This window comes from Arthrobacter psychrolactophilus (assembly GCF_003219795.1).
In the GTDB taxonomy this organism is placed as follows: Bacteria; Actinomycetota; Actinomycetes; order Actinomycetales; family Micrococcaceae; genus Specibacter; species Specibacter psychrolactophilus.
This window is the reverse complement of record NZ_QJVC01000002.1, coordinates 422761-442753: the sequence shown is the minus strand read 5'-3', so window position 1 is coordinate 442753 and position 19993 is coordinate 422761. Positions and strand designations below refer to the sequence as shown.

The following is a 19993-nucleotide window of genomic DNA, read 5'->3' as shown; positions in this document are numbered from 1 at the left end:
GGGTAGCCCTGTCATGGCACATTCACCGAACAAATTGATTCCCGAATCCTACGATCCGGCGCCTTCACTGGGGCTCGACCCGACTGTCTCCGCCGTCGCGGCCCCCAGTGGTGAGGTGTCCGCCGTCGCATATTTTGTCTCCTCCGACGGGGAGGTGCCAGCCGAAGTCGGGCTTGACCGTGTGGCGCTGGTAGCCGCCGGCTTCACAGGAGCGGCGGCCCAGACCCTTTATCTTCCCGGTGATGGCACGACGGCGGTCATCGCGGTTGGTGCCGGAGGCGGCACCGCACGCACTGTCGATGAGTTGCGGGACGTGGCAGCTGCCTTTGCCCGTGCCGCGGCTCGGCACGCCAGGATTGCCGTGGTCCTGCCCGAGGGGCATGGGGTCGACGGGACCTTGGCCGGGCAGGCGGTGGTGGAAGGCGTGCTGCTGGCCCGATACCGCTACAGTGCCTTGAAAAGCGCGCCCAAGGATGTGGCCGTTGAACGCCTTGAGATCATCGGGGCAGGTGAGGGAGCGGCGGCAGGAGCCGTCCGAGGAAAGGTACTGGCCAGGTCTGCGGCGCTGGCCCGAGACCTAGCCAATAACCCGCCCGGACACCTGACAGCGGTGGAGTATGCCGATTTTGCCACGGAACAAGGACCCCAATTCGGGCTCGGTGTGGAGAGCTTCGACAAGGCCCAACTCATTGAGATGGGCTGCGGGGGACTGCTCGGCGTCAATGCCGGCAGCGTGGAGGAACCCCGCCTGATTGTGTTGCGCTATGTTCCCGAAGGCGAGCCCACGGGGCATGTAGCACTGGTAGGCAAGGGCATCATGTACGACTCCGGCGGCATCAGCCTCAAGCCCTCGGATCCCATGCACCTGGCCATGAAAATGGACATGGCCGGATCGGCTGCTGTTCTGGCCGCCATGACCGGATTGCGGGATCTGGGCGCCATGGTAGCTGTCAGCGCATGGCTTGTCTGCACGGACAACATGCCATCTGGAACGGCCACCAAGCTTGGCGATGTCCTAACGGCACGCAACGGAACCACCGTCGAGGTCAAGAACACTGACGCCGAGGGGCGCCTGGTCATGATGGATGCGCTGTGCCTGGCCATGGAAGAAAAACCCGACGCCATTGTCGACATCGCCACGCTGACGGGCGCCGCCATGGCAGCCCTGGGAACGTTAGTCGGGGCAACGCTCGGCAATGATCAGCCCCTCATTGAACAGCTCAAGAGCGCTGCCGAGGTATCCGGGGAGTCCCTGTGGCAATTGCCGTTGGAGGCCAGCTACCGCGCCCAGTTGGACTCGGATATTGCAGACATTTCCAATATGGGTGGTCCCACCGCGGGTGCCATCACGGCGGCCTTATTCCTCTCGGAATTTGTCAAGGGCACACCCTGGGCCCATCTCGATATCGCCGGGACGATGAAAAGCGATATCGACGACTCGTGGAGGTCTCGCGGAGCGACCGGCTACGGGACCCGATTGTTAAGTGAATTCCTCGCGAGCTACTCGAAGTAATCCGACTCTGGCCTAGTCTAGAAAAATCAGCATCAGCTGCGGTGTGACGGCGATCCCTCCGGGGATCGCCGTTGCTCACGGTTAAATAGGGGGAGCGTCGTTCTTGAGTATTCGCGAATGGTTCAGTGATGCCAGTCATCTGACCTGGGTGTTATTGGCCGTGCACATCATCCTCGGTGCCATTGCGGTGGCCTATATTTCGGCCAGACGGCGTCCAGCCACCGCCATCGCCTGGATGCTGACGATTATCTTCATCCCTTACATTGGCATTGTGGCGTTTGCCATGGTGGGTTTCTCCCGGCTACCCAAGTCCCGAAGGGACAAACAAAAGTTCGTCAATGACCTCATCCTGGAACGGACCGAGGGCTTTGACCAGCTCAGCCACAAGGAAGACTGGCCGCAGGGCTTGCCCGGGCTCGTGACCCTTAACAGCACCTTGGGTGCGCTGCCCATGGTAGGCGGCAACGACGTCGAACTTCTCCCGGATTACCACGGCTCGATTGCCGCCATGGCAGCGGCTATCGATGAGGCGCACAGCTACGTCAACGTGGAGTTTTACATTTTGGTGGCGGATCAGGCGACGGAACCGTTCTTTGCCGCGCTCGAACGGGCCGTGCAACGTGGCGTCACCGTGCGAGTGCTCTCCGATCATCTGGCCTCGCTCATGAACCCCGGACGGAAAACAACACTGGCCCGGCTGGAAGCGATGGGCGCCGAATATCATGCCATGCTTCCGCTGCGCCCGTTGAAGGGACAGTGGAGCAGGATCGATCTGCGCAATCACCGCAAGCTCATGGTGGTGGATGGCCAGATGGGTTTCAGCGGTTCACAAAACCTGGTGCACGAAAGCTACAACAAGAAGAAAAACATTGCCCGCGGGCTGCGCTGGCACGAACTTATGATGCGCACGCATGGCCCGGCCGTGAGGGAACTGGACGCCGTGTTCGTGACCGATTGGTACAGCGAGACGGATGAATTGCTGATCTTGGATACCTCACCCGTGGTGCTGAACCCCGCGCCGCACCTTGTGGATGTACAGGTGGTACCCAGCGGGCCGAGCTTTGAAAATGACAACAATCTCAAGCTTTTTGTCGCCATGATTCATCAGGCCACGGAACGGGTTAGCATCACGAGCCCGTACTTTGTCCCCGAGGATTCGGTCCTATTGGCCATGATTACGGCAGCCGGACGAGGCCTGTCGGTGGAGCTCTTTGTCTCCGAGATTGGCGATCAGGCCATGGTTTATCACGCGCAGCGCTCCTACTATGAGGCGCTCCTGCGGGCCGGCGTGCAGATCTACCTCTACAAGGCTCCCGAGGTGTTGCACGCCAAGCACTTCAGCATCGATTCCGATGTGGCCGTGGTGGGTTCCTCCAATATGGATGTGCGATCCTTCTCCCTGAACATGGAGATTTCGGTGCTGATCCACAGTGCGGACTTCGTTGATCAACTGCGCATCATTGAGGACGGCTACCGGGCCAACAGCCGTGAACTGGAACTGGCCGATTGGGTCAAGCGTCCGGTCATGGAGAAGTTCTGGGACAGTGTGGCGAGGCTGACCTCCAACCTCCAATAGCTCCTCGTCCAACGCGGCATCACTTTCCGGCGGGTTCGGCCTTGACAGACTTGGCCGCTTTGTCAGAAGCGCGACGGCTCGCCAGGAGTGCCTTGGCCTCACCAATGTCGCCGAGGAAGGGACGCAACCAGGCAGCCTGAGGGTGCGAGTCCACCAGAATGGCTCGCGCGAATAAGGACAATGGAACCGCCATCAAAGCCCCGAGCGGGCCTAAGAGCGCGGACCAGAAGATGACTGAAAGGAACGTTAAGGTCATATTCAGGTTGACCGAACCAGCGACAAACTTTGGCTGGATAACCGATTGGATCAAGGAATTGATGATCCCGTAAAAAGCTAGGACGCCGATCAAGGTTGGCAGGCCGCCGGACAAGAGCGCCATGATGGCCACGGGGACAAGGCTGATCCAAAATCCGATGAACGGGATAAAGCCACAGACAAAGGACAAGAGTGCCCAGAGTCCCGCACCCGGGACACCCAGGATCAGCAATAACGCCAGGTTGAGCGCCGCCACGATGGCCCCAAAAATGGTGGTCATGACCATGAACGAGCGGGACAGTTTGGCAAAGGTTGCAAGGGCTGTCACCATCGACGCCTTTTTCTCCTGCACCGAGCTCAAGATCGTGGGGTAGTAGTTAGCATCGACACTCATGAACAGCAGCAACAACAAGAGAAATACTGCGCCGGATCCGATGTTCATGACACTGCCCAGCAAGGAATATGCGGCATCTAAGAGAACCCGCAGATCCACCGAGTTAATAATGGTCTGGACCTGCTCATCGCCGATCCCCAGGGTGTCATGCAGGAAATGCCGCAGATCATTTCCGAGCTCGGTGATTTGAGATGTGTACTGCGGCAGTAGACGAGTGAGCTGGACAGCGGAAACCCACAGCGATGCCACGAGCGCTGCAAGGATGGCATAGACGGCCAGAATCGTAGAGACTGTGGCTAGGGCCACCGGAATCCCACGATGAATGAGGCGTTGTTTGAGCGGGTACACACAAATGGTCAGGACCAGCGCCAGAAACACCGGCCCAACGATGGAAGAAATACGGCTCAGCCCAAATAAGACAATCACGGCCGCCGCGAGGCTGATCAAAACCTTGCCACCCGAGGACTGCGGAACGGTTTCCGGCAGCGATGATTCGTGTGATGAGCTCATGGAATACCCATTTCAATGCCACTAAAAATGCCCCAATGGCATTGCAAGTATCCTAACTGTCGACGGAGCGTTTTGGCAGGAAAAGTACAGTCAAGGCCAGCTGCTAGTGTCAGTGCCAACGCATTGGAAGGAAGCCCCCATGAGTGAACAACCCGAAGCCTTCATCTACGACGCCATTCGAACCCCACGCGGCCGCGGCAAAAAGGGTGCCCTGTACGGCACTAAGCCAATTGATCTCGTGGTGGGACTGATCGAGGCACTGCGCGAACGCCACCCTGGTCTTGATGAAAACCTCATCGACGATCTCATTCTGGGCGTAGTCTCACCGGTCGGGGATCAGGGCGCCGTCATCGCCCGCACCGCCGTCCTTGCCGCCGGACTGCCCAATACCGTGGGAGGCGTGCAGCTCAACCGCTTCTGCGCTTCGGGACTCGAAGCCGTCAACACCGCGGCTCAAAAGGTGCGTTCGGGCTGGGATCAGCTCATCATCGCCGGCGGTGTGGAGTCCATGTCCCGGGTACCGATCGGCTCCGACGGTGGAGCCTGGGCCATGGACCCGTCCACCAACTACGATGCGTATTTTGTGCCGCAGGGCATTGGCGCCGACCTCATTGCCACGATGGAGGGCTTCAGCCGGGTCGACGTCGACGCTTATGCCGTGCGCTCGCAGCAATTAGCCGCGCAGGCCTGGCAGGAGGGCCGTTTCGCCAACTCGGTCATACCTGTTAAGGACCAAAATGGCCTGATCGTCTTGGACCGCGATGAGCATATGCGCCCGGAGTCCACGCCGGAGTCCCAGGCCGGGCTGCGTCCCGCCTTTGCTGTCATGGGCGAGGCAGGCGGCTTTGACGCCGTCGCACTGCAAAAATTCCATGCCGTGGAAAAGATCGACCACGTTCACACGGCCGCAAATTCCTCGGGGATTGTCGACGGCGCGGCCCTGGTCTTAGTAGGTAGCGCGGCAGTGGGAGAGCAGCTGGGTTTGCGCCCGCGCGCCCGGATCGTGGCCACGGCAACCTCGGGTGCCGATCCCACCATCATGCTCACTGGCCCCACCCCGGCCACGGAAAAGCTGCTGCAGACGGCGGGCCTGAGCGTGGCGGATATCGATCTCTTTGAAATCAATGAGGCCTTTGCCTCCGTGGTGTTGAAGTACCAAAAGGACCTCGGCATCCCCGACGAGGCACTCAACGTCAACGGCGGCGCCATCGCTATGGGACACCCCTTGGGTGCCACGGGAGCCATGATTTTAGGGACCGTGCTCGACGAACTCGAACGGACGGGCAAACGCAGGGCGGTGGTCACCCTATGCATCGGCGGCGGTATGGGCGTGGCGACCTTGATCGAGAGGGTCTAAACGAGTGAGTGAGGAAACCATGAACCACGTGCGCACCATCCGCTGGGAGCAGGACGGTGACGGCATTGTCATCCTGACCCTCGATGATCCGAAGCACTCGGCCAACACCATGAACGCGGACTACATCGCCTCCATGCAGGTAACGGTGGAACGGCTGCTCGCCGAGAAGGAAAACATCAGCGGCGTCATCCTGGCGTCGGCCAAGAAGAGCTTCTTTGCCGGCGGTGACCTCAAGGATCTCATTGCCGCCACGCCGAAGGATGCAGCCACGATCTTTGAGCTCGGCCAAACGGTGAAGAAACAGCTGCGGGTCCTGGAAACGCTCGGCCGCCCCGTGGTCGCCGCGCTGAACGGCTCAGCCCTCGGGGGTGGGTTGGAGATTGCCCTGGCCGCGCACCATCGCATTGCCGCAAACACCAAGGGATCCGTCATCGGCCTGCCCGAGGTGACGCTGGGCCTGCTGCCCGGAGGTGGCGGAATTGTGCGCACGGTACGGCTCATGGGCGTGGCCGATGCGGCCATGAAGGTTCTGCTGCAAGGCCAAAAGTACCGGCCCGACAAGGCGCTCGAGGTGGGTCTCATCCAAGAGCTCGTGGCGTCAGAGCAGGAGCTAATCCCCGCGGCCAAGGCTTGGATCAAGGCCAACCCCGACGCCATCCAGCCCTGGGACGTGCCGCAGTACAGGATCCCCGGCGGAACGCCCCACAGCCCTGCCTTCGCCGCGAATCTTCCCGCTTTTCCTGCCAATCTGCGCAAGCAACTCAAGGGCGCCAATTACCCGGCCCCGCGCGCGATCTTGGCGGCCGCCGTCGAAAGTACCCAGGTGGACTTTGACACTGCCCTTGAGATCGAGTCGCGGTACTTTACCGAGGTCGTCACGGGGCAGGTGTCCAGCAATATGATCAAGGCCTTCTTCTTCGATATGGGCCACATCAGCGCTGGCGGCAGCCGCCCCGCAGGGTACGAGAAGTACACGGCCCAGAAGGTGGCCGTGGTGGGGGCCGGCATGATGGGAGCGGGCATCGCTTACGTTTGCGCTCGGGGCGGCATGGAGGTGGTGCTCAAGGACGTGAGTCTCGAGGCAGCCCAACGTGGCAAGAGCTACTCCACGATGCTCACGGACAAAGCTGTGGCGCGGGGTCAGCAAACCCAGGAACAAGCCGATGCCCTGCTGGCGAAGATCACGCCCACCGCAGACGCCGCGGACCTTGCCGGATCTGACTTGGTCATCGAGGCCGTGTTTGAAAACGTGGCCGTGAAGCAGCAAGCCTTCGCCGAGATCGAAGAGCTCCTCACCGCAGATGCCGTGCTGGGCTCTAACACCTCGACACTGCCCATTACGGAGCTCGCGGAGGGCGTGCGCAGCCAAGAGAATTTCATTGGCCTGCATTTCTTCTCGCCCGTGGACAAGATGCCGCTGCTGGAAATCATTGCTGGCAAGAACACCTCCGATGCCACGCTTGCCAAGGCCTTCGACCTCGCCGTACAGATCAAGAAGACCCCCATCGTGGTCAACGATTCCCGCGGCTTCTTCACCTCGCGCGTCATCGGCACCTTCCTCAACGAGGCCATCGCCATGCTGGGTGAGGGCATCGCGGCCCCGTCCATCGAGCAGGCCGGGCTGCAGGCGGGTTACCCGGCAGCGCCGCTGCAGCTGGCCGACGAGCTGAACTTGACCCTCATGTCCAAGATCCAGAAGGAGACTAAGGCTGGTCTGGAGCACGACGGCGGTCCCCAAAAGTACCAGCACCATGCCGCCCACGCGATCGTGGATCGGATGATCGAGGACTTTGCGCGCCCGGGCAAGCTGGCTGGTGCGGGCTTCTACAAGTACGCCGACGGCCACCGCACCGGGTTCTGGGAAGGTCTCAAGGAACACTTCGGCGGCACCGCGGAAATCCCGTTCGCCGATATGCAGGAGCGCATGCTTTTCGCCGAGTCGCTCGAGAGCGTCAAATGTCTCGACGAGGGTGTGCTGCGCAGCGTGGAGGACGCCAATGTCGGCTCGATTCTTGGCATTGGCTTCCCGGCCTGGACCGGCGGCGTGCTGCAATACATCAACGGCTACCGTGGCGGACTGCCCGGCTTTGTGGCCCGTGCCCGGGAACTGGCGGCGAGCTACGGTGAGCACTTCCTACCGCCGGGCTCCCTCGTTGCCAAAGCCGAGAAGGGTGAAAGCTACTGATGGAAGAGCAGATCGAAGGCCCAGCGTTCACACGCAACTGGCTTGCTTTTAAGGTGACGCGGGCAGCCACGCCGGGTGTCGCCGTCGTGCATCTGTGCGGGCCGGGGCGCGGCAATATGATGGGGCTCGCCTTCTGGGCGGAGCTGCCGGAACTCTTTGGCGCGCTCGACGCCGACGACTCGGTGCGCGCCGTGGTGCTGGCCGGGGCGGGAAAGAGTTTCAGCACGGGTCTTGATGTGCAGGAGGTCCTGGGCAGTTGGCTTGGAAAGCTGGGGCCCGGTGCCCAGGCGCAGGCGGCGCAACGGAGCGAACTGCACGGGATTATCCGCGGACTGCAGGACTCCGTCACCTCCCTGGCCAGCTGTCGAAAGCCAGTCATCGCGGCTGTGCATGGCTGGTGCATCGGCGGCGGGGTGGATCTGATCAGCGCGGCCGACGTGCGACTGGCCAGCCAGGATGCCAGATTTAGCATCCGGGAGGCCCGGCTCGCGATCGTGGCCGACGTGGGAAGCCTGCAGCGCCTGCGCGGCATCATTGGCGAGGGGCAGCTGCGCGAGCTGGCGCTGACGGCCAAGGATATCGACGCGCAACGGGCCGAGAAGATCGGGCTGGTCAACGACGTCTTTGCCGATCAGGAGGCGCTCATGGCGGCCGCGCTGGCGATGGCGGGGGAGATGGCCGCGAATTCCCCGCTGGCCGTGGCCGGGACAAAGATGGTGTTGAACGAGGACCGTGAGGAGAACATTGCGCGCGGGCTGCGGCACGTGGCGCTGTGGAACAGCTCATTCCTGCACAGCGAAGATTTGATCGAGGCCGTGACGGCGCTGGGTGAGGGCCGGCCGGGCGTATTCACCGGCAAATAGCGTCGGCTTGCGGGGGCTACAGGGGCTCGGGGTATTCCACCGGGTCCGTAAAGTCACCCGAGTTGCGCCGGAAGCGGGCCAGGATCGCGGTCATGACTGGTAGATCGGCGGCGGGGATGCCGGGGTTGGCGAACACCTCGGCGTTCAGCACAGTGGTGGCTTCCTCTGCCACCTGACGCCCGGCGTCGGTCAACACCACCAGGGTAGCCCGTCCGTCGGAGGGGTGGGCCTCCCGGCGTACCAGGGCGTCCTTTTCCAAGCGGTGCACGAGACTTGTCACGGATGTGGGATGCACCTGGAGGCGGGCGCTAGCGCTGGCCATCGGCAGGGCGCCGTCGCGCGTGAAGGACAACAGCCGTAAAAGTTCCAGCCGGGCATACGACAAACCCAGTGGTTTCAGAGCCGCGTCCACCCTGCCGTACATGAGCTGGTGTGCGCGCATGACGGAGGAGAAGGCTGCCATCGCGTCGGCGGTATCGGCCCAGCCGTGTGCGACCCACTGGCGTTTGGCCTCGGCAATGGGGTCCATGGGCAACGGAGATGCGGGTGCCATGGTGGTCCCTTCCGAAAATGTGCGGCGGCGTGGCTGGTTCGTGGCGGTGAATAATCGGGTCTGCCCATAATTTACTTGGGATACCTAGCAAATACTAGTGGTGCCTAGTATTCTTCAAGGGAAGTCGGGGCCGTCGCGTATTACATAACGAGACGTTCCATGTAGTCCGGCGTAGTACAGAGACTGAGACAATAGATGTCAACGTACGAACAGTATCGCCAGCGCGAGAAGCTGTGTTCCCGAAAGAGGTTCTAGACCATGTCGACCCCCAAGTCCAAGCAGGGCGCCGCCATTGCCGCGCGCTGGAACGGCCTCGGCCTGTGGAGCAGAATTGGCGTCTCCGCCGGCGCCCTGATCGTGCTCCTAGCTGTCGCGGTGCTGGTGGCCCGCGGACTGATGAGCCTAGATGGTGTGAAGTCCTTCATGGCCACCTACCCGGGCCACTCCGAACTGCCCGCCAGCGCACCCGTGGGCATCCCGGCGTGGCTGGGCTGGCAGCACTTCTTGAACATGTTCTTCATCTTGCTGATCATCCGCTCGGGCTGGCAGGTGCGCACCACCAAGCGCCCGGCCGCGCACTGGATCCGCAATAATAAGGGCCTCATCAAGACCCCGGGGAACCCCACGAAGATCAGCCTTGACCTCTGGTTCCACCTGACGCTCGACGCCCTCTGGGTGCTCAACGGCATCATCTTCGTCGTGGTGCTCTTCGCCACCGGCCAGTGGATGCGTATCGTGCCCACCAGCTGGGATGTGTTCCCCAACGCCATCTCGGCCGGACTGCAGTACCTGTCGCTGAACTGGCCCACCGATAACGGCTGGGTCAACTACAACGGCCTGCAGCTGCTCACGTACTTCATCACGGTCTTCATCGCCGCCCCGCTGGCCATTCTCACGGGCCTGCGCATGTCCGGCGCCTGGCCTAAGAAGGCCACCACGCTGAACAAGATTTACCCCATCACCACGGCTCGCGCCATCCATTTCCCGGTCATGCTCTACTTTGTGTTCTTCATCGTGGTGCACGTGACGCTCGTCTTGGCTACCGGCGCACTACGTAACCTCAACCACATGTACACCTCCTCCGACGTGGTCAACTGGTGGGGCTTTGGCATCTTTGCCGGCTCGCTCGTGGTCATGGCGGCCGCCTGGTTCCTGGCCCAGCCGCTGTTCCTGCGCCCCGTCGCCTCGTTGATGGGTAAAGTGACAAAATAAGCACGACGGCGGGACCGCACCACAGCGGCCCCGCCCACTCGGTGGCCCCTTACCCGGGTAGCCGCCACGCACCGCATGCCGCAATGACGCGGCCTAAGGAGGCACCATGAACGATCTCACGCCGGACCAAGCAGACCTGGTGGAGATGGTACGGGATTTTGCGCTGCACGAACTGGCCCCGCACACGGCCCGCTGGGATGAGGAAAAGTTTTTCCCCGTGGACGTGCTGGCCCAGGCCGGCGCCTTGGGCATGGGCGGAATCTACGTGGGGGAGGAGTTCGGCGGATCGGCGCTGAGCCGCAGCGATGCCGTGCTCATCTTTGAGGAACTGGCCGCCGTGGACCCCACGATCGCCGCCTACATTTCCATCCATAATATGGTTGCCTGGATGATCGACGCCTTTGGCAACGACGAGCAGCGCAGCGCCTGGCTGCCGGGCATCACGGCCATGACCGAGCTGACAAGTTATTGCCTCTCCGAACCTGGCGTGGGTTCCGACGCGGCCGCCATCACCACCAAGGCGGTGCGCGACGGTGAGGAGTACGTCCTCAACGGCAGCAAGCAATTCATCTCCGGAGCCGGTTCCTCGGCGTGGTATTTGGTTATGGTCCGCACCGCCGAGCTAGGCGCGAAGGGGATTACCGCCGTCGTGGTTCCCGCCGATGCACCCGGGCTGAGTTTTGGGGCGAACGAGAAGAAAATGGGCTGGCGGGCGCAACCCACACGGCAGGTCGTTTTTGAAAATGTGCGCATCCCCGTCGGGAACCGGCTGGGCGCGGAGGGCGACGGTTTCGGCATTGCGATGAAGGGACTCAACGGCGGCCGGGTCAACATTGGGGCCTGCTCGCTAGGTGGTGGCCGGGCCGCGCTGGAGAAGTCCATCGCGTATCTGAAGGAGCGCCAGGCCTTTGGCGGCCCGCTCATCGAGAAGCAGCATCTGCTCTTTGAAATTGCCCAGATGGACACCGAGCTGGAGGTCTCGCGCACCATGCTCCGGCGTGCCGCGGAGGCGCTCGACACCGGCGCCTCGGACACCGTGAAGCTGTGCGCCATGGCCAAACTCGTGGCCACCGATGCTGGTTTTCACGTGGCCAACCAGGCGCTGCAGCTGCACGGCGGCTATGGCTATCTCAGCGAATATGGCTTGGAAAAGCTGGTCCGGGATTTGCGCGTGCATCAAATCCTCGAGGGCAGCAATGAAATCATGCGTTTGATCGTGGGCCGTCTGGCCGTGGAGCGCTGAAGCGTGGAGGATGAGTACATGGAGCATGCAGAAGTTCTCGTGGAACGGCACGGCCAGCTCGGGCAGCTGATCTTGAACCGGCCCCAGGCCATGAACGCGCTCAATCACGCCATGGTCAAGGCCGTCGCGCAGGCCCTAGATGACTGGGAAACGGACGACGGCGTCACTACCGTCCTCATCTCCGGAGCCGGGGAGCGGGGCCTGTGCGCAGGAGGCGACATCGTCTCGATCTACCACGACGCCCGCACCGGCGGGAGCGGGTCCGAGCAGTTTTGGCGCGATGAATACCATCTCAACGCCCGCATTCGCCGCTATCCCAAGCCCATTGTGACCCTCATGGACGGGGTGGTGCTGGGCGGCGGCGTGGGGATTTCCGCGCACGCCTCGCACCGCATCGTGACGGAACGTTCCCGCATCGGCATGCCGGAGACCGGGATCGGCTTCGTCCCCGATGTGGGTGGCACATACCTTTTAGCCCACGCACCCGGTGAGCTCGGCACGCATGCCGGGCTGACCGGAGCCATGGTCAGCGGCGCCGATGCGATTCTCATGGGCCTGGCCAATCACTATGTCGACTCCGCCCTCTTGCCCACGCTGGTCGCCGAGCTGGCCGAGCGCTCCGTGAGTTCCGTCGTCGGACGTTATGGGCAGGTGCCGCCGGAATCCGCGCTGGCACAGGAACGCTGGTGGATCGATTCGGCGTATGCCTCGGACGACGCCGGGACCATCCTCGAGCGGCTGGCTCGCGTGGGTGATCCCGCGGCGACGGCGGCTGCACAGACGATTGCGGCCAAGTCACCCACCGCCGTGACCGTGACGTTAGCGGCGCTGCGGCGGGCCCGGGCCCTGTCCTGGCTCGAGGAGGCGTTGAATCAGGAGCTGCGGGTGGCCTTGCGGGCCCTGCGCTGGCCGGACTTTGCCGAGGGGATTCGGGCGCAGCTGGTCGACAAGGATCGCAATCCGCGGTGGGCGCCGGCGTCCCTGGCCGAGGTGCCGGAGGAGCTGGTGAGCGGCGTGTTTGCGCCTTTGGGGGATCAGGAATTGGGACTGCGGGCGCCCGTCGCCGGCGATATGTGAGATGAGCCACGTGGCACAAGCGAAGGAGCTGGACCATGAGCGAGGAATCCTTAGTAACGTCTGATCCGGGCCAGACCCGGGTGGCCTTTATCGGCCTAGGTCACATGGGCGGACCCATGGCGGCCAATCTGGTGCGCGCCGGCTATCGTGTCCGGGGCTTTGACGTGGTGCCGGCCGCGCTGACCGCTGCCGCCGCGGCCGGCGTGGTGGTTGCGGCATCCTCGGCCGAAGCTGCTGCCGGGGCCGATGTCATCATCACGATGCTGCCCGCGGGGAAACATGTTTTCGCCGCCTTCGAGGGCGAGGGAACCGGCGGGGGACTGCTGGCCGCGGCCCAACCCGGAGCCTTGTTCCTGGAATGTTCCACGATCTCCGTTGAGGACGCACTGACCGCCCACGAGATGGTCGTCGCGAGCGGACACCGCGGCCTGGACGCACCGGTTTCCGGCGGGGTCGTAGGCGCCGAGGCCGGAACCTTGACGTTCATGGTGGGCGGATCCGAGGCCGACTTTGCCGCCGCGGCACCCATCTTTGAGGTCATGGGCAAACGCATCGTGCACTGCGGCGGGCCAGGAGCCGGACAAGCCGCCAAGGTCTGCAACAACATGATCCTCGGAGTCTCGATGATCGCCGTCAGCGAGGCCTTTGTGCTCGGGGAGAAGTTGGGGCTCACGCACGAAGCCCTCTACGAGGTCGCAGCCAACGCCTCGGGACAGTGCTGGGCCCTGACCACCAACTGCCCCGTGCCCGGCCCGGTCCCCACCAGCCCGGCCAACCGCGACTACCAGCCCGGATTTGCCGGAGCCCTCATGGCCAAGGATCTCGGGCTGGCCGTGGAGGCGCTTAACGCCACGGGCGTCGACGCCGTGCTGGGCCGTGCGGCGGAGGAAATCTACCGCGAGTTTTCCCTCGGCGGCGGGGACACCACCGATTTCTCTGGCATCATCAACACCATCAGGGCCGCCTCGAAGCACCGCGGCTAGAGCCCTTCAGTCCATTCTGACCCTTCAGCGAACGGAACTTTCATGACGCAGTACTCCTTGATCCTTGTCGAACAGTGCGATCGGGTCGGCCTGATCACGCTCAACCGCCCCGAGGCCTTGAACGCCCTGAGCGATGCCATGGGCAAGGAGATTCTGTCCGCGGCACAGGCGTTCGACGCCGATCCCGGCGTAGGCGCCATCGTCCTGACCGGCTCCTCCCGGGCCTTTGCAGCGGGGGCCGATATCAAGGAGATGGCCACCAAGTCCTCCGTGGAGATGTACCAGGCCAACTGGTTCTCCGCGTGGGACGAACTGGCGCGCGTGCGCACCCCCCTGATTGCCGCCGTCGCCGGTCACGCCCTGGGCGGCGGCTGCGAGCTGGCCATGATCGCCGACTTCATCATCGCCGCCGACAACGCCAAGTTTGGCCAGCCCGAAATCAAGCTGGGCGTCATCCCGGGCATGGGCGGCTCGCAGCGCCTGACCCGCGCCATCGGCAAGGCCAAGGCCATGGAGATGGTGTTGACGGGGCGCGTCATGGGCGCCGTGGAGGCTGAGCAGGCCGGACTCGTGGCCCGTGTGGTGCCCGTGGACGTGTTGCTCGAGGATGCCCTGGCCACCGCCGCCACGATTGCCTCGATGTCCAAGCCCGTCGCCATGATCGCCAAGGAGGCCGTCAACGCTGCCTTCGAGAGCAGCCTGGCCGAAGGCGTGCGGCACGAACGGCGCGGCATTTTCTCGTGTTTTGCCACGGAGGATCAAAAGGAAGGCATGGAGGCGTTCACGCAAAAGCGCCCGGCGGTCTTCAAACACCGCTAAAACTCCCCAAATCATGGCGTGGGGCCTCTCGAATTGGTGTTTGGGCAAAAGGCGTGTACTGTTGAGGACGCAACGCGGGGTGGAGCAGTTCGGTAGCTCGCCGGGCTCATAACCCGGAGGTCACAGGTTCAAATCCTGTCCCCGCAACCATGATGAGGAAAACCCTCGGCCAGACGGTCGGGGGTTTTTCGTTTTCCCGTGTAAAAACCGCTATAGCTAGACGTTTTCGCCATAGCTGGGCACTCTCGCTATAGGCCGACTTATGGCGAGAATGCCCAACTATGGCATTTTTCGCAGGGACGCTAGCCAGCAGGGTATAAAAGCACCTCGGCGGCCTTGACCACGAAGAAAACCTCGGATCCTGGCACGATTCCCAGTTCGGCGATGGCCGCGGGGGAGACGTCGGCCGCGAGCAGCCCGGCGCGCACCCGGATATGCCCGCCCTGTGGCTCCAAGGCCTCCACCCGTACGGGGAAGGCGTTGCGTGGGCTTCCTTGAGGTGGTGTGAGAAAGACAGAGACGGACGACGGCGGGAACGCGGCCAGTCCTGCCATCTCCCCTTGCGCCGGACCCCAGTCGCCCGCGGGGCGGCCGGTGACCGTGACGCCGTCGGAGGTGATGACTGACTCTGCGTTCAGAGTGCCGCTGAGAACGTTCAGGCCCGCCAACGAGGCGGCGAAGGCACTGCGCGGGTGCGTCAACACCGTGGCCGTGGGGCCGTCCTCGACGATGCGTCCGTCCTCGATCACGATGACGCGGTCGGCCAGCATGAGCGCGTCGAGGATGTCGTGCGTGACGATGATGGCGCGGCGCGTCGCAAGAACTCGTTTGAGAAGACTGCGCAGGAACGGTGCGCTGTTGACGTCCAGGGCCGCCATGGGTTCATCGAGCAGGAGCAGTTCGGGATCGGTGGCGAGGGCGCGGGCCAGAGCCACACGTTGGGCCTGCCCGCCGGAGAGTTCGGCGGGCTTGCGTGCGGCAAAGTCCTCCGCGGCCACCTCCCGCAGCCACTCGTGAGCGCTCGCGTTGGCTGCGGCTTTTGAGGCGCCGGTGCTGCGCGGACCAAACGCCACATTGTCGACAACCGTGAGGTGCGGGAACAATAAGGGTTGCTGGGCGAGCAGGCCGATGCCACGCTCATGAGGCGGCAACCACCTGCCATGGTGACCCATGCGGAACAAGAGCCGATCGCCCAAAGTTGCGTGTCCGGCGTCGGGCTTCACCAGACCGGCCAGAACCTGCAGGATCGTAGACTTCCCGGCCCCATTGGGACCCATAATGGCGAGGGTCTCGGTGGGGCCCAGGCTGAGGTGCAGCTCGAGATGTCGGGCCGCCAGGGTCAGGGAAAGATCTAGGGTCATGGCGTGGCCTGCCGTGGTGCGCGGGGGCTGCGGTAGGCGAGCACGACCACCACGAGGGCCACCGCGATAAGGAGGAAGGAGAGGGCGACGGCGGCGTCGGGATCGCTCTCGCGCTGGAGGTAAATTTCCAGCGGCAGGGTGCGGGTGACGCCTTGCAGGCTACCGGCGAAGGTGAGGGTCGCGCCAAATTCCCCGAGGCTGCGGGCAAAGGCCAGGACGGACCCGGAGATCAGGCCCGGCAGGACCAAGGGGAGCGTGATGCGGCGCAGGACGGTGGAGGGTCGGGCGCCCAAGGTTGCGGCGACGGCCTCGTAGTGTTGGCCGGCCGTGCGCAGGGAGCCCTCCAAGCTGAGCACCAAAAAGGGCAGGGCGACGAAGGCCTGCGCCATGACCACAGCAGTCGTGGAGAAAGCGATGTCGATGCCAAGAAGCTGCAGCGATGAGCCAATCAGGCCCTCGCGGCCAAAGGTGTACAGCAGCGCCAAGCCTCCCACAACAGGCGGGACCACCAGGGGCAAGAGCACGAGGGCGCGTACGATCCCTTGGCCCGTGAAACGTGTCCGGGCCAGGAGCAAGGCCAGAGGCACGCCGAAGATGATGCACAGGGTTGTGCTGGCGAGGGCCGTCTTGAGGCTCAGGAGCAGCGCGGCGACGGATGCCTCCGAGGTGACGAGCGGGATGAAATGCGCCCAGTCAACCTTGGCGACCATGCCCAGCAGCGGCAGCACAATGAAGAGCGCGCCCACCGCCGCGAGGAGGAAGATCCAGCGGGGGACCGCCTGAAAATTCCGGCTCTCGCGGCGAGGGCTCCGCCTGCTAAGGAGCACCAAAGCCGGCATCCTGAAGGACCTTTTGACCCTCCGGCGCCGTCACTAAGGCGATGAAGGCGGCGGCAAGATCGGCGTGGGCAGAGTTGCTGACGGCGGCGATGAGGTACTCGTTGACGGTGGGCGATGCCAGCCCAAGGGGAATGGTTGTGACCTTGTCTTGGGCGGCCCGGGCGTCGGTGACATAGACCAGGCCGGCATCAGCCTCTCCCGAGGTGACCTTGCCGAGCACACTCGTTACGGACAGTTCTTCGCTGACAGGCTGCAAGCTCAGCCCTGCCGCTGTGGCATCGGACTGCGCGGCAGCACCGCAGGGAACCTTGGGCGCGCAGATGACCAATTTCGTGCCGGTCTTGGCCGCGTCGGCAAAGGATGCGATATTGGCCGGATTGCTAGGCGGGACCACCAAGGTCAAGACGTTGCTGGCAAAATCCACTGGCGTCCCCGCGGCCAGCTTCGCCTCGCTGAGCTTGGCCATCGTGGCGGTATCGGCCGATGCAAACACGTCGGCCGGGGCGCCCTGGGTGATCTGCGTGACAAGCGTGGCGGATCCATCAAAGTTCAAGGACACCTTGACCTGAGGATGAGCGGTTTCGAAGGCCGTGGCGAGCTCGGTAAACGTCGACTTCAGGGACGCCGCGGCAAAGACCGTCAGTGTTCCGGAAAGCTCCGGAACTGCAGAGCCAGCGGCCGAGCTTTCCTGCGACGCGGATGCGGTATCGCCGGCACTAGAGCAGGAGGCCAGCGTTGCGCCGAGGAGGAGGCAGCTGGCGAGAGCCGCCAACGATGCGAGGGAGAGTTTCATGATCCGTAGCCACCGTTCGGGACTTCGATGATGACATTTGTCGATTTAACGACCGCGGTAGCCACCGAGCCGGGCTCCAGTTTTAGCTCGCGTACCGCCTCGCTGCTCATGAGGGATACCACCCGGAACGGTCCGCATTGGAGTTCCACCTGGGCCATGACCTTGTCCATGATGACGTTCGTCACGAGGCCAACGAAACGGTTGCGGGCCGAGCTGCCCACGCCGGTGGGATCATCCGGGAGCGAGGCCTGCGATTTCGCGAGGGCTGCGAGCTGGATCCCGTCGATGACGATTCTTCCGCGTTCATCTTTCTGGCCCTTGAGCGTGCCATTGTCGAGCCAGCGTCTGACGGTGTCGTCGCTGACGCCAAGGAATCTGGCCGCTTCGGAAACTCGAATGAGGGTCATAGGGCGAGTCTATATCCTCATATACGGATAATAAAGCTTTGTGAATCCTCAAATGCGATTGCAGTCTGTGTGATCGCTGGCTAGTGGGCGGCCAAACGGTCAGAGAGTGCCATGTCCTCCTTGTTCACCACGCACGCCTCCGGATGTGCGAGGTGCCAGGCCAGGATGGCACCGGCTGCATCGCAGAAACGAACCCGGGTGCCAAATGCTGGCACGAGGGACTTGATCTTGGCATTGTCGAAGATGACCGAGTGAGCCTTGTCGCCCAAGAGTCCCGGGCCAAGATCTGGTGCTGCGGCAGCTATCCGATCGCTGGCCACATGCACCAGCACCGGATCGCTGACGCCGGCAGCAGCAGCCACGCTTCGGTACACGGCATCCCACGGCAGGACATCGTCGGAGGTAATGGTGAACGCCTCGCCCGCCACAGAGAGCCCGAAAAGCCCCACAAGTCCCACCGCGAAATCGTCGGTGTGCGTCAGCGTCCACAGGGAGGTACCGTCGCCATGGACAATCACGGGTAGTCCCTCCCGCATGCGGTGAACATCTGTCCAGCCAAAAAGCAGCGGAAGCCGTGTGTTGTCGTACGTGGACGAGGGCCGGACCACCGTGACCGGGAATCCGTCATCACGGTAGGCGGCCATGAAGACCTCCTCGCACGCAATCTTGTCCCGCGAGTATCTCCAAAAAGGGTTTCGCAGCGGGGTTGACTCGGTGATGGGCAGCCGGGCAGGCGGTTTTTGGTACGCGGAGGCGGAACTGATAAAGATGTACTGCGCGGTCCGGCCCTGGAAAAGCTTTACGGCGGCACGTGCCTGTTCCGGCAAGAACGTGACAAAGTCGGCGACGATATCGAAGGTCCGGGGGCCCAGTGCGGCCGCAACGGCCGCGGCGTCCCGGATGTCCGCCACAATGATCTCGACGCCCGCCGGAACCGACCGCGTGCGGCTCCTGTCGCGGTTGAGCACCGTGACGGTGTATCCCAGTGCCACGGCCCTGGCCACGGAGGCCGTGCTGATGATGCCCGTGCCGCCAATAAAGAGCACTCGCGGCCGTGTCAGCAGAGAGCCATCGACGCCGCTCACCAGGCGTAATCCTCAGGCGCCGTCTTGGGGCCGGGGAAAATCTTATCGAGTGTGGCCAAGGCGGCCTCATCGAGGGAGATCTCCAGAGCCCGCAGCCCGGCCGTCAACTGCGAGGCGGTGCGTGGGCCAATGATGGGTGCGGTCACGGCCGGCTGATGCAGCAGCCAGGCCAGCGCCACGTCGCCGGGTGCATGACCGAGCCCAGCAGCGAAAGCCTCGAAGGCAGCGATGGCGTCGTGGTGCTGGTCCAGTGCCTCGGCGGCGCGGCCCTCGACCCGGCGGACGCCGTCGTGCTGTTTTTGCAAGACCCCGCCCAAAAGTCCTCCGTGCAGCGGCGACCACGGCAGCAGCCCCAGGCCATAGTGCTGGGCGGCCGGAATGACCTCGCGTTCCACGCTGCGCTCCATCAAGTTGTAGATGGACTGCTCGCTGACCAGGCCCGTGACGGGACGGCGGGCGGCCGCTTCCTGCGCGGAGGCGATGTGCCAGCCAGCGAAATTCGAGCTGCCGGCGTACAGGATCTTGCCCTGCTGGATCGCGACGTCCACCGCCTGCCAGATCTCATCCCACGGGGTATCCCTGTCAACATGGTGGAACTGGTACAGATCGATGTGGTCGGTTTGCAACCGCTTCAGGCTCGCATCCAGGGCCCGGCGAATATTCAGGGCTGATAACTTCGAATCGTTGGGCCAGTCCGTCATGTTGCCGTAGACCTTCGTGGCCAGCACCGTCCGTTCCCGCCGGCCGCCGCCTTGGGCAATCCAGCGGCCGATGATTTCCTCGGTCCAGCCCCGACGGTCGTTGCCACCGTAGGCATTAGCCGTGTCAAAGAAGTTCAGCCCGGCCTCGTGCGCCTGATCCATGATTTTGTGGGCATCGGCCTCCTCCGTGTGGGGACCGAAGTTCATGGTGCCTAGGCAAAGCGCGGAAACGGACAGGCCGCTGCGGCCCAATTGCGTGTACAACAT

Annotated in this window: 17 protein-coding genes, 1 tRNA gene and 1 pseudogene; 11 read left to right on the top strand and 8 right to left on the bottom strand. The window is 63.3% G+C overall.

Annotated features, from left to right (window positions below; genetic code table 11):
* Positions 1-13: 13 nt before the first annotated feature.
* Positions 14-1513 carry a leucyl aminopeptidase gene (locus CVS30_RS04365; protein ID WP_110484069.1) on the top strand — a complete coding sequence of 500 codons (1500 nt, stop codon included), beginning with the start codon at positions 14-16 and terminating at the stop codon, positions 1511-1513.
* Between the two features lie 109 nt (positions 1514-1622).
* Entirely contained in the window at positions 1623-3089 is a 1467-nt protein-coding gene (gene cls / locus CVS30_RS04360) for a cardiolipin synthase (RefSeq protein ID WP_110484134.1), read from the top strand.
* A 19-nt stretch (positions 3090-3108) separates the two neighbouring features.
* On the opposite strand, the gene CVS30_RS04355 is transcribed toward cls, so the two are convergent.
* Positions 3109-4248, bottom strand: coding sequence for an AI-2E family transporter (locus tag CVS30_RS04355; protein ID WP_110484068.1), 1140 nt, complete (start codon positions 4246-4248; stop codon positions 3109-3111).
* Between the two features lie 139 nt (positions 4249-4387).
* Here CVS30_RS04355 and CVS30_RS04350 point away from each other — a divergent pair, with 139 nt between their 5' ends.
* Genes CVS30_RS04350 through CVS30_RS04340 form a run of 3 tightly spaced genes read left to right on the top strand, consistent with a single transcriptional unit; the run spans position 4388 to position 8653 of the window.
* The gene (locus tag CVS30_RS04350) at positions 4388-5605 is read left to right on the top strand and encodes an acetyl-CoA C-acetyltransferase (protein WP_110484067.1); all 1218 of its coding nucleotides are present in this window, start codon (positions 4388-4390) and stop codon (positions 5603-5605) included.
* A 4-nt stretch (positions 5606-5609) separates the two neighbouring features.
* Positions 5610-7790, top strand: coding sequence for a 3-hydroxyacyl-CoA dehydrogenase NAD-binding domain-containing protein (locus tag CVS30_RS04345; RefSeq protein WP_306418753.1), 2181 nt, complete (start codon positions 5610-5612; stop codon positions 7788-7790).
* Positions 7790-8653 (top strand): crotonase/enoyl-CoA hydratase family protein, encoded by an 864-nt coding sequence (locus tag CVS30_RS04340; RefSeq protein ID WP_110484065.1) that lies wholly within the window; start codon positions 7790-7792, stop codon positions 8651-8653. The genes CVS30_RS04345 and CVS30_RS04340 overlap by 1 nt, the downstream gene beginning before the upstream one ends.
* A gap of 16 nt (positions 8654-8669) precedes the next feature.
* Here CVS30_RS04340 and CVS30_RS04335 read toward each other — a convergent pair whose 3' ends face one another.
* Positions 8670-9206, bottom strand: a complete 537-nt coding sequence (locus CVS30_RS04335) for a MarR family winged helix-turn-helix transcriptional regulator (protein ID WP_110484064.1) — start codon at positions 9204-9206, stop codon at positions 8670-8672.
* A gap of 258 nt (positions 9207-9464) precedes the next feature.
* Here CVS30_RS04335 and CVS30_RS04330 point away from each other — a divergent pair, with 258 nt between their 5' ends.
* The 6 genes and pseudogenes from CVS30_RS04330 to CVS30_RS04305 all read left to right on the top strand — a co-directional run bounded on the left by CVS30_RS04330 (position 9465) and on the right by CVS30_RS04305 (position 14690).
* Positions 9465-10418 carry a cytochrome b/b6 domain-containing protein gene (locus CVS30_RS04330; RefSeq protein WP_110484063.1) on the top strand — a complete coding sequence of 318 codons (954 nt, stop codon included), beginning with the start codon at positions 9465-9467 and terminating at the stop codon, positions 10416-10418.
* A gap of 106 nt (positions 10419-10524) precedes the next feature.
* The gene (locus CVS30_RS04325; RefSeq protein WP_110484062.1) at positions 10525-11661 is read left to right on the top strand and encodes an acyl-CoA dehydrogenase family protein; all 1137 of its coding nucleotides are present in this window, start codon (positions 10525-10527) and stop codon (positions 11659-11661) included.
* Between the two features lie 18 nt (positions 11662-11679).
* Positions 11680-12738, top strand: a complete 1059-nt coding sequence (locus CVS30_RS04320) for an enoyl-CoA hydratase/isomerase family protein (RefSeq protein ID WP_110484133.1) — start codon at positions 11680-11682, stop codon at positions 12736-12738.
* Between the two features lie 23 nt (positions 12739-12761).
* A pseudogene (gene mmsB / locus CVS30_RS04315) lies at positions 12762-13721 on the top strand (3-hydroxyisobutyrate dehydrogenase); the annotation flags it as partial.
* Positions 13722-13763: 42 nt separating this feature from the next.
* On the top strand, positions 13764-14540 hold the full coding sequence (locus CVS30_RS04310; protein WP_110484060.1) for an enoyl-CoA hydratase: 777 nt from the start codon (positions 13764-13766) through the stop codon (positions 14538-14540).
* 73 nt (positions 14541-14613) lie between these two features.
* Positions 14614-14690: transfer RNA gene (locus CVS30_RS04305), tRNA-Met, on the top strand.
* Positions 14691-14842: 152 nt separating this feature from the next.
* Here the strand turns inward: CVS30_RS04305 and CVS30_RS04300 are convergent.
* The 6 genes from CVS30_RS04300 to CVS30_RS04275 form a co-directional block, all read right to left on the bottom strand.
* The gene (locus CVS30_RS04300; RefSeq protein WP_110484059.1) at positions 14843-15901 is read right to left on the bottom strand and encodes a sulfate/molybdate ABC transporter ATP-binding protein; all 1059 of its coding nucleotides are present in this window, start codon (positions 15899-15901) and stop codon (positions 14843-14845) included.
* Positions 15898-16740: an ABC transporter permease gene (locus CVS30_RS04295; protein ID WP_110484058.1), complete on the bottom strand. Its 843-nt coding sequence runs from the start codon at positions 16738-16740 to the stop codon at positions 15898-15900. The genes CVS30_RS04300 and CVS30_RS04295 overlap by 4 nt, the downstream gene beginning before the upstream one ends.
* Entirely contained in the window at positions 16718-17533 is an 816-nt protein-coding gene (gene modA, locus CVS30_RS04290; protein WP_110484057.1) for a molybdate ABC transporter substrate-binding protein, read from the bottom strand. The genes CVS30_RS04295 and modA overlap by 23 nt, the downstream gene beginning before the upstream one ends.
* A complete protein-coding gene (locus tag CVS30_RS04285) occupies positions 17530-17940 on the bottom strand; it encodes a TOBE domain-containing protein (RefSeq protein ID WP_110484056.1) in 411 nt (136 codons plus the stop codon). The genes modA and CVS30_RS04285 overlap by 4 nt, the downstream gene beginning before the upstream one ends.
* 80 nt (positions 17941-18020) lie before the next feature.
* Positions 18021-19025 (bottom strand): NAD-dependent epimerase/dehydratase family protein, encoded by a 1005-nt coding sequence (locus CVS30_RS04280; RefSeq protein ID WP_245934425.1) that lies wholly within the window; start codon positions 19023-19025, stop codon positions 18021-18023.
* Complete coding sequence (locus CVS30_RS04275; RefSeq protein WP_110484054.1) at positions 19022-19993, bottom strand: aldo/keto reductase; 972 nt, start codon at positions 19991-19993, stop codon at positions 19022-19024. The genes CVS30_RS04280 and CVS30_RS04275 overlap by 4 nt, the downstream gene beginning before the upstream one ends.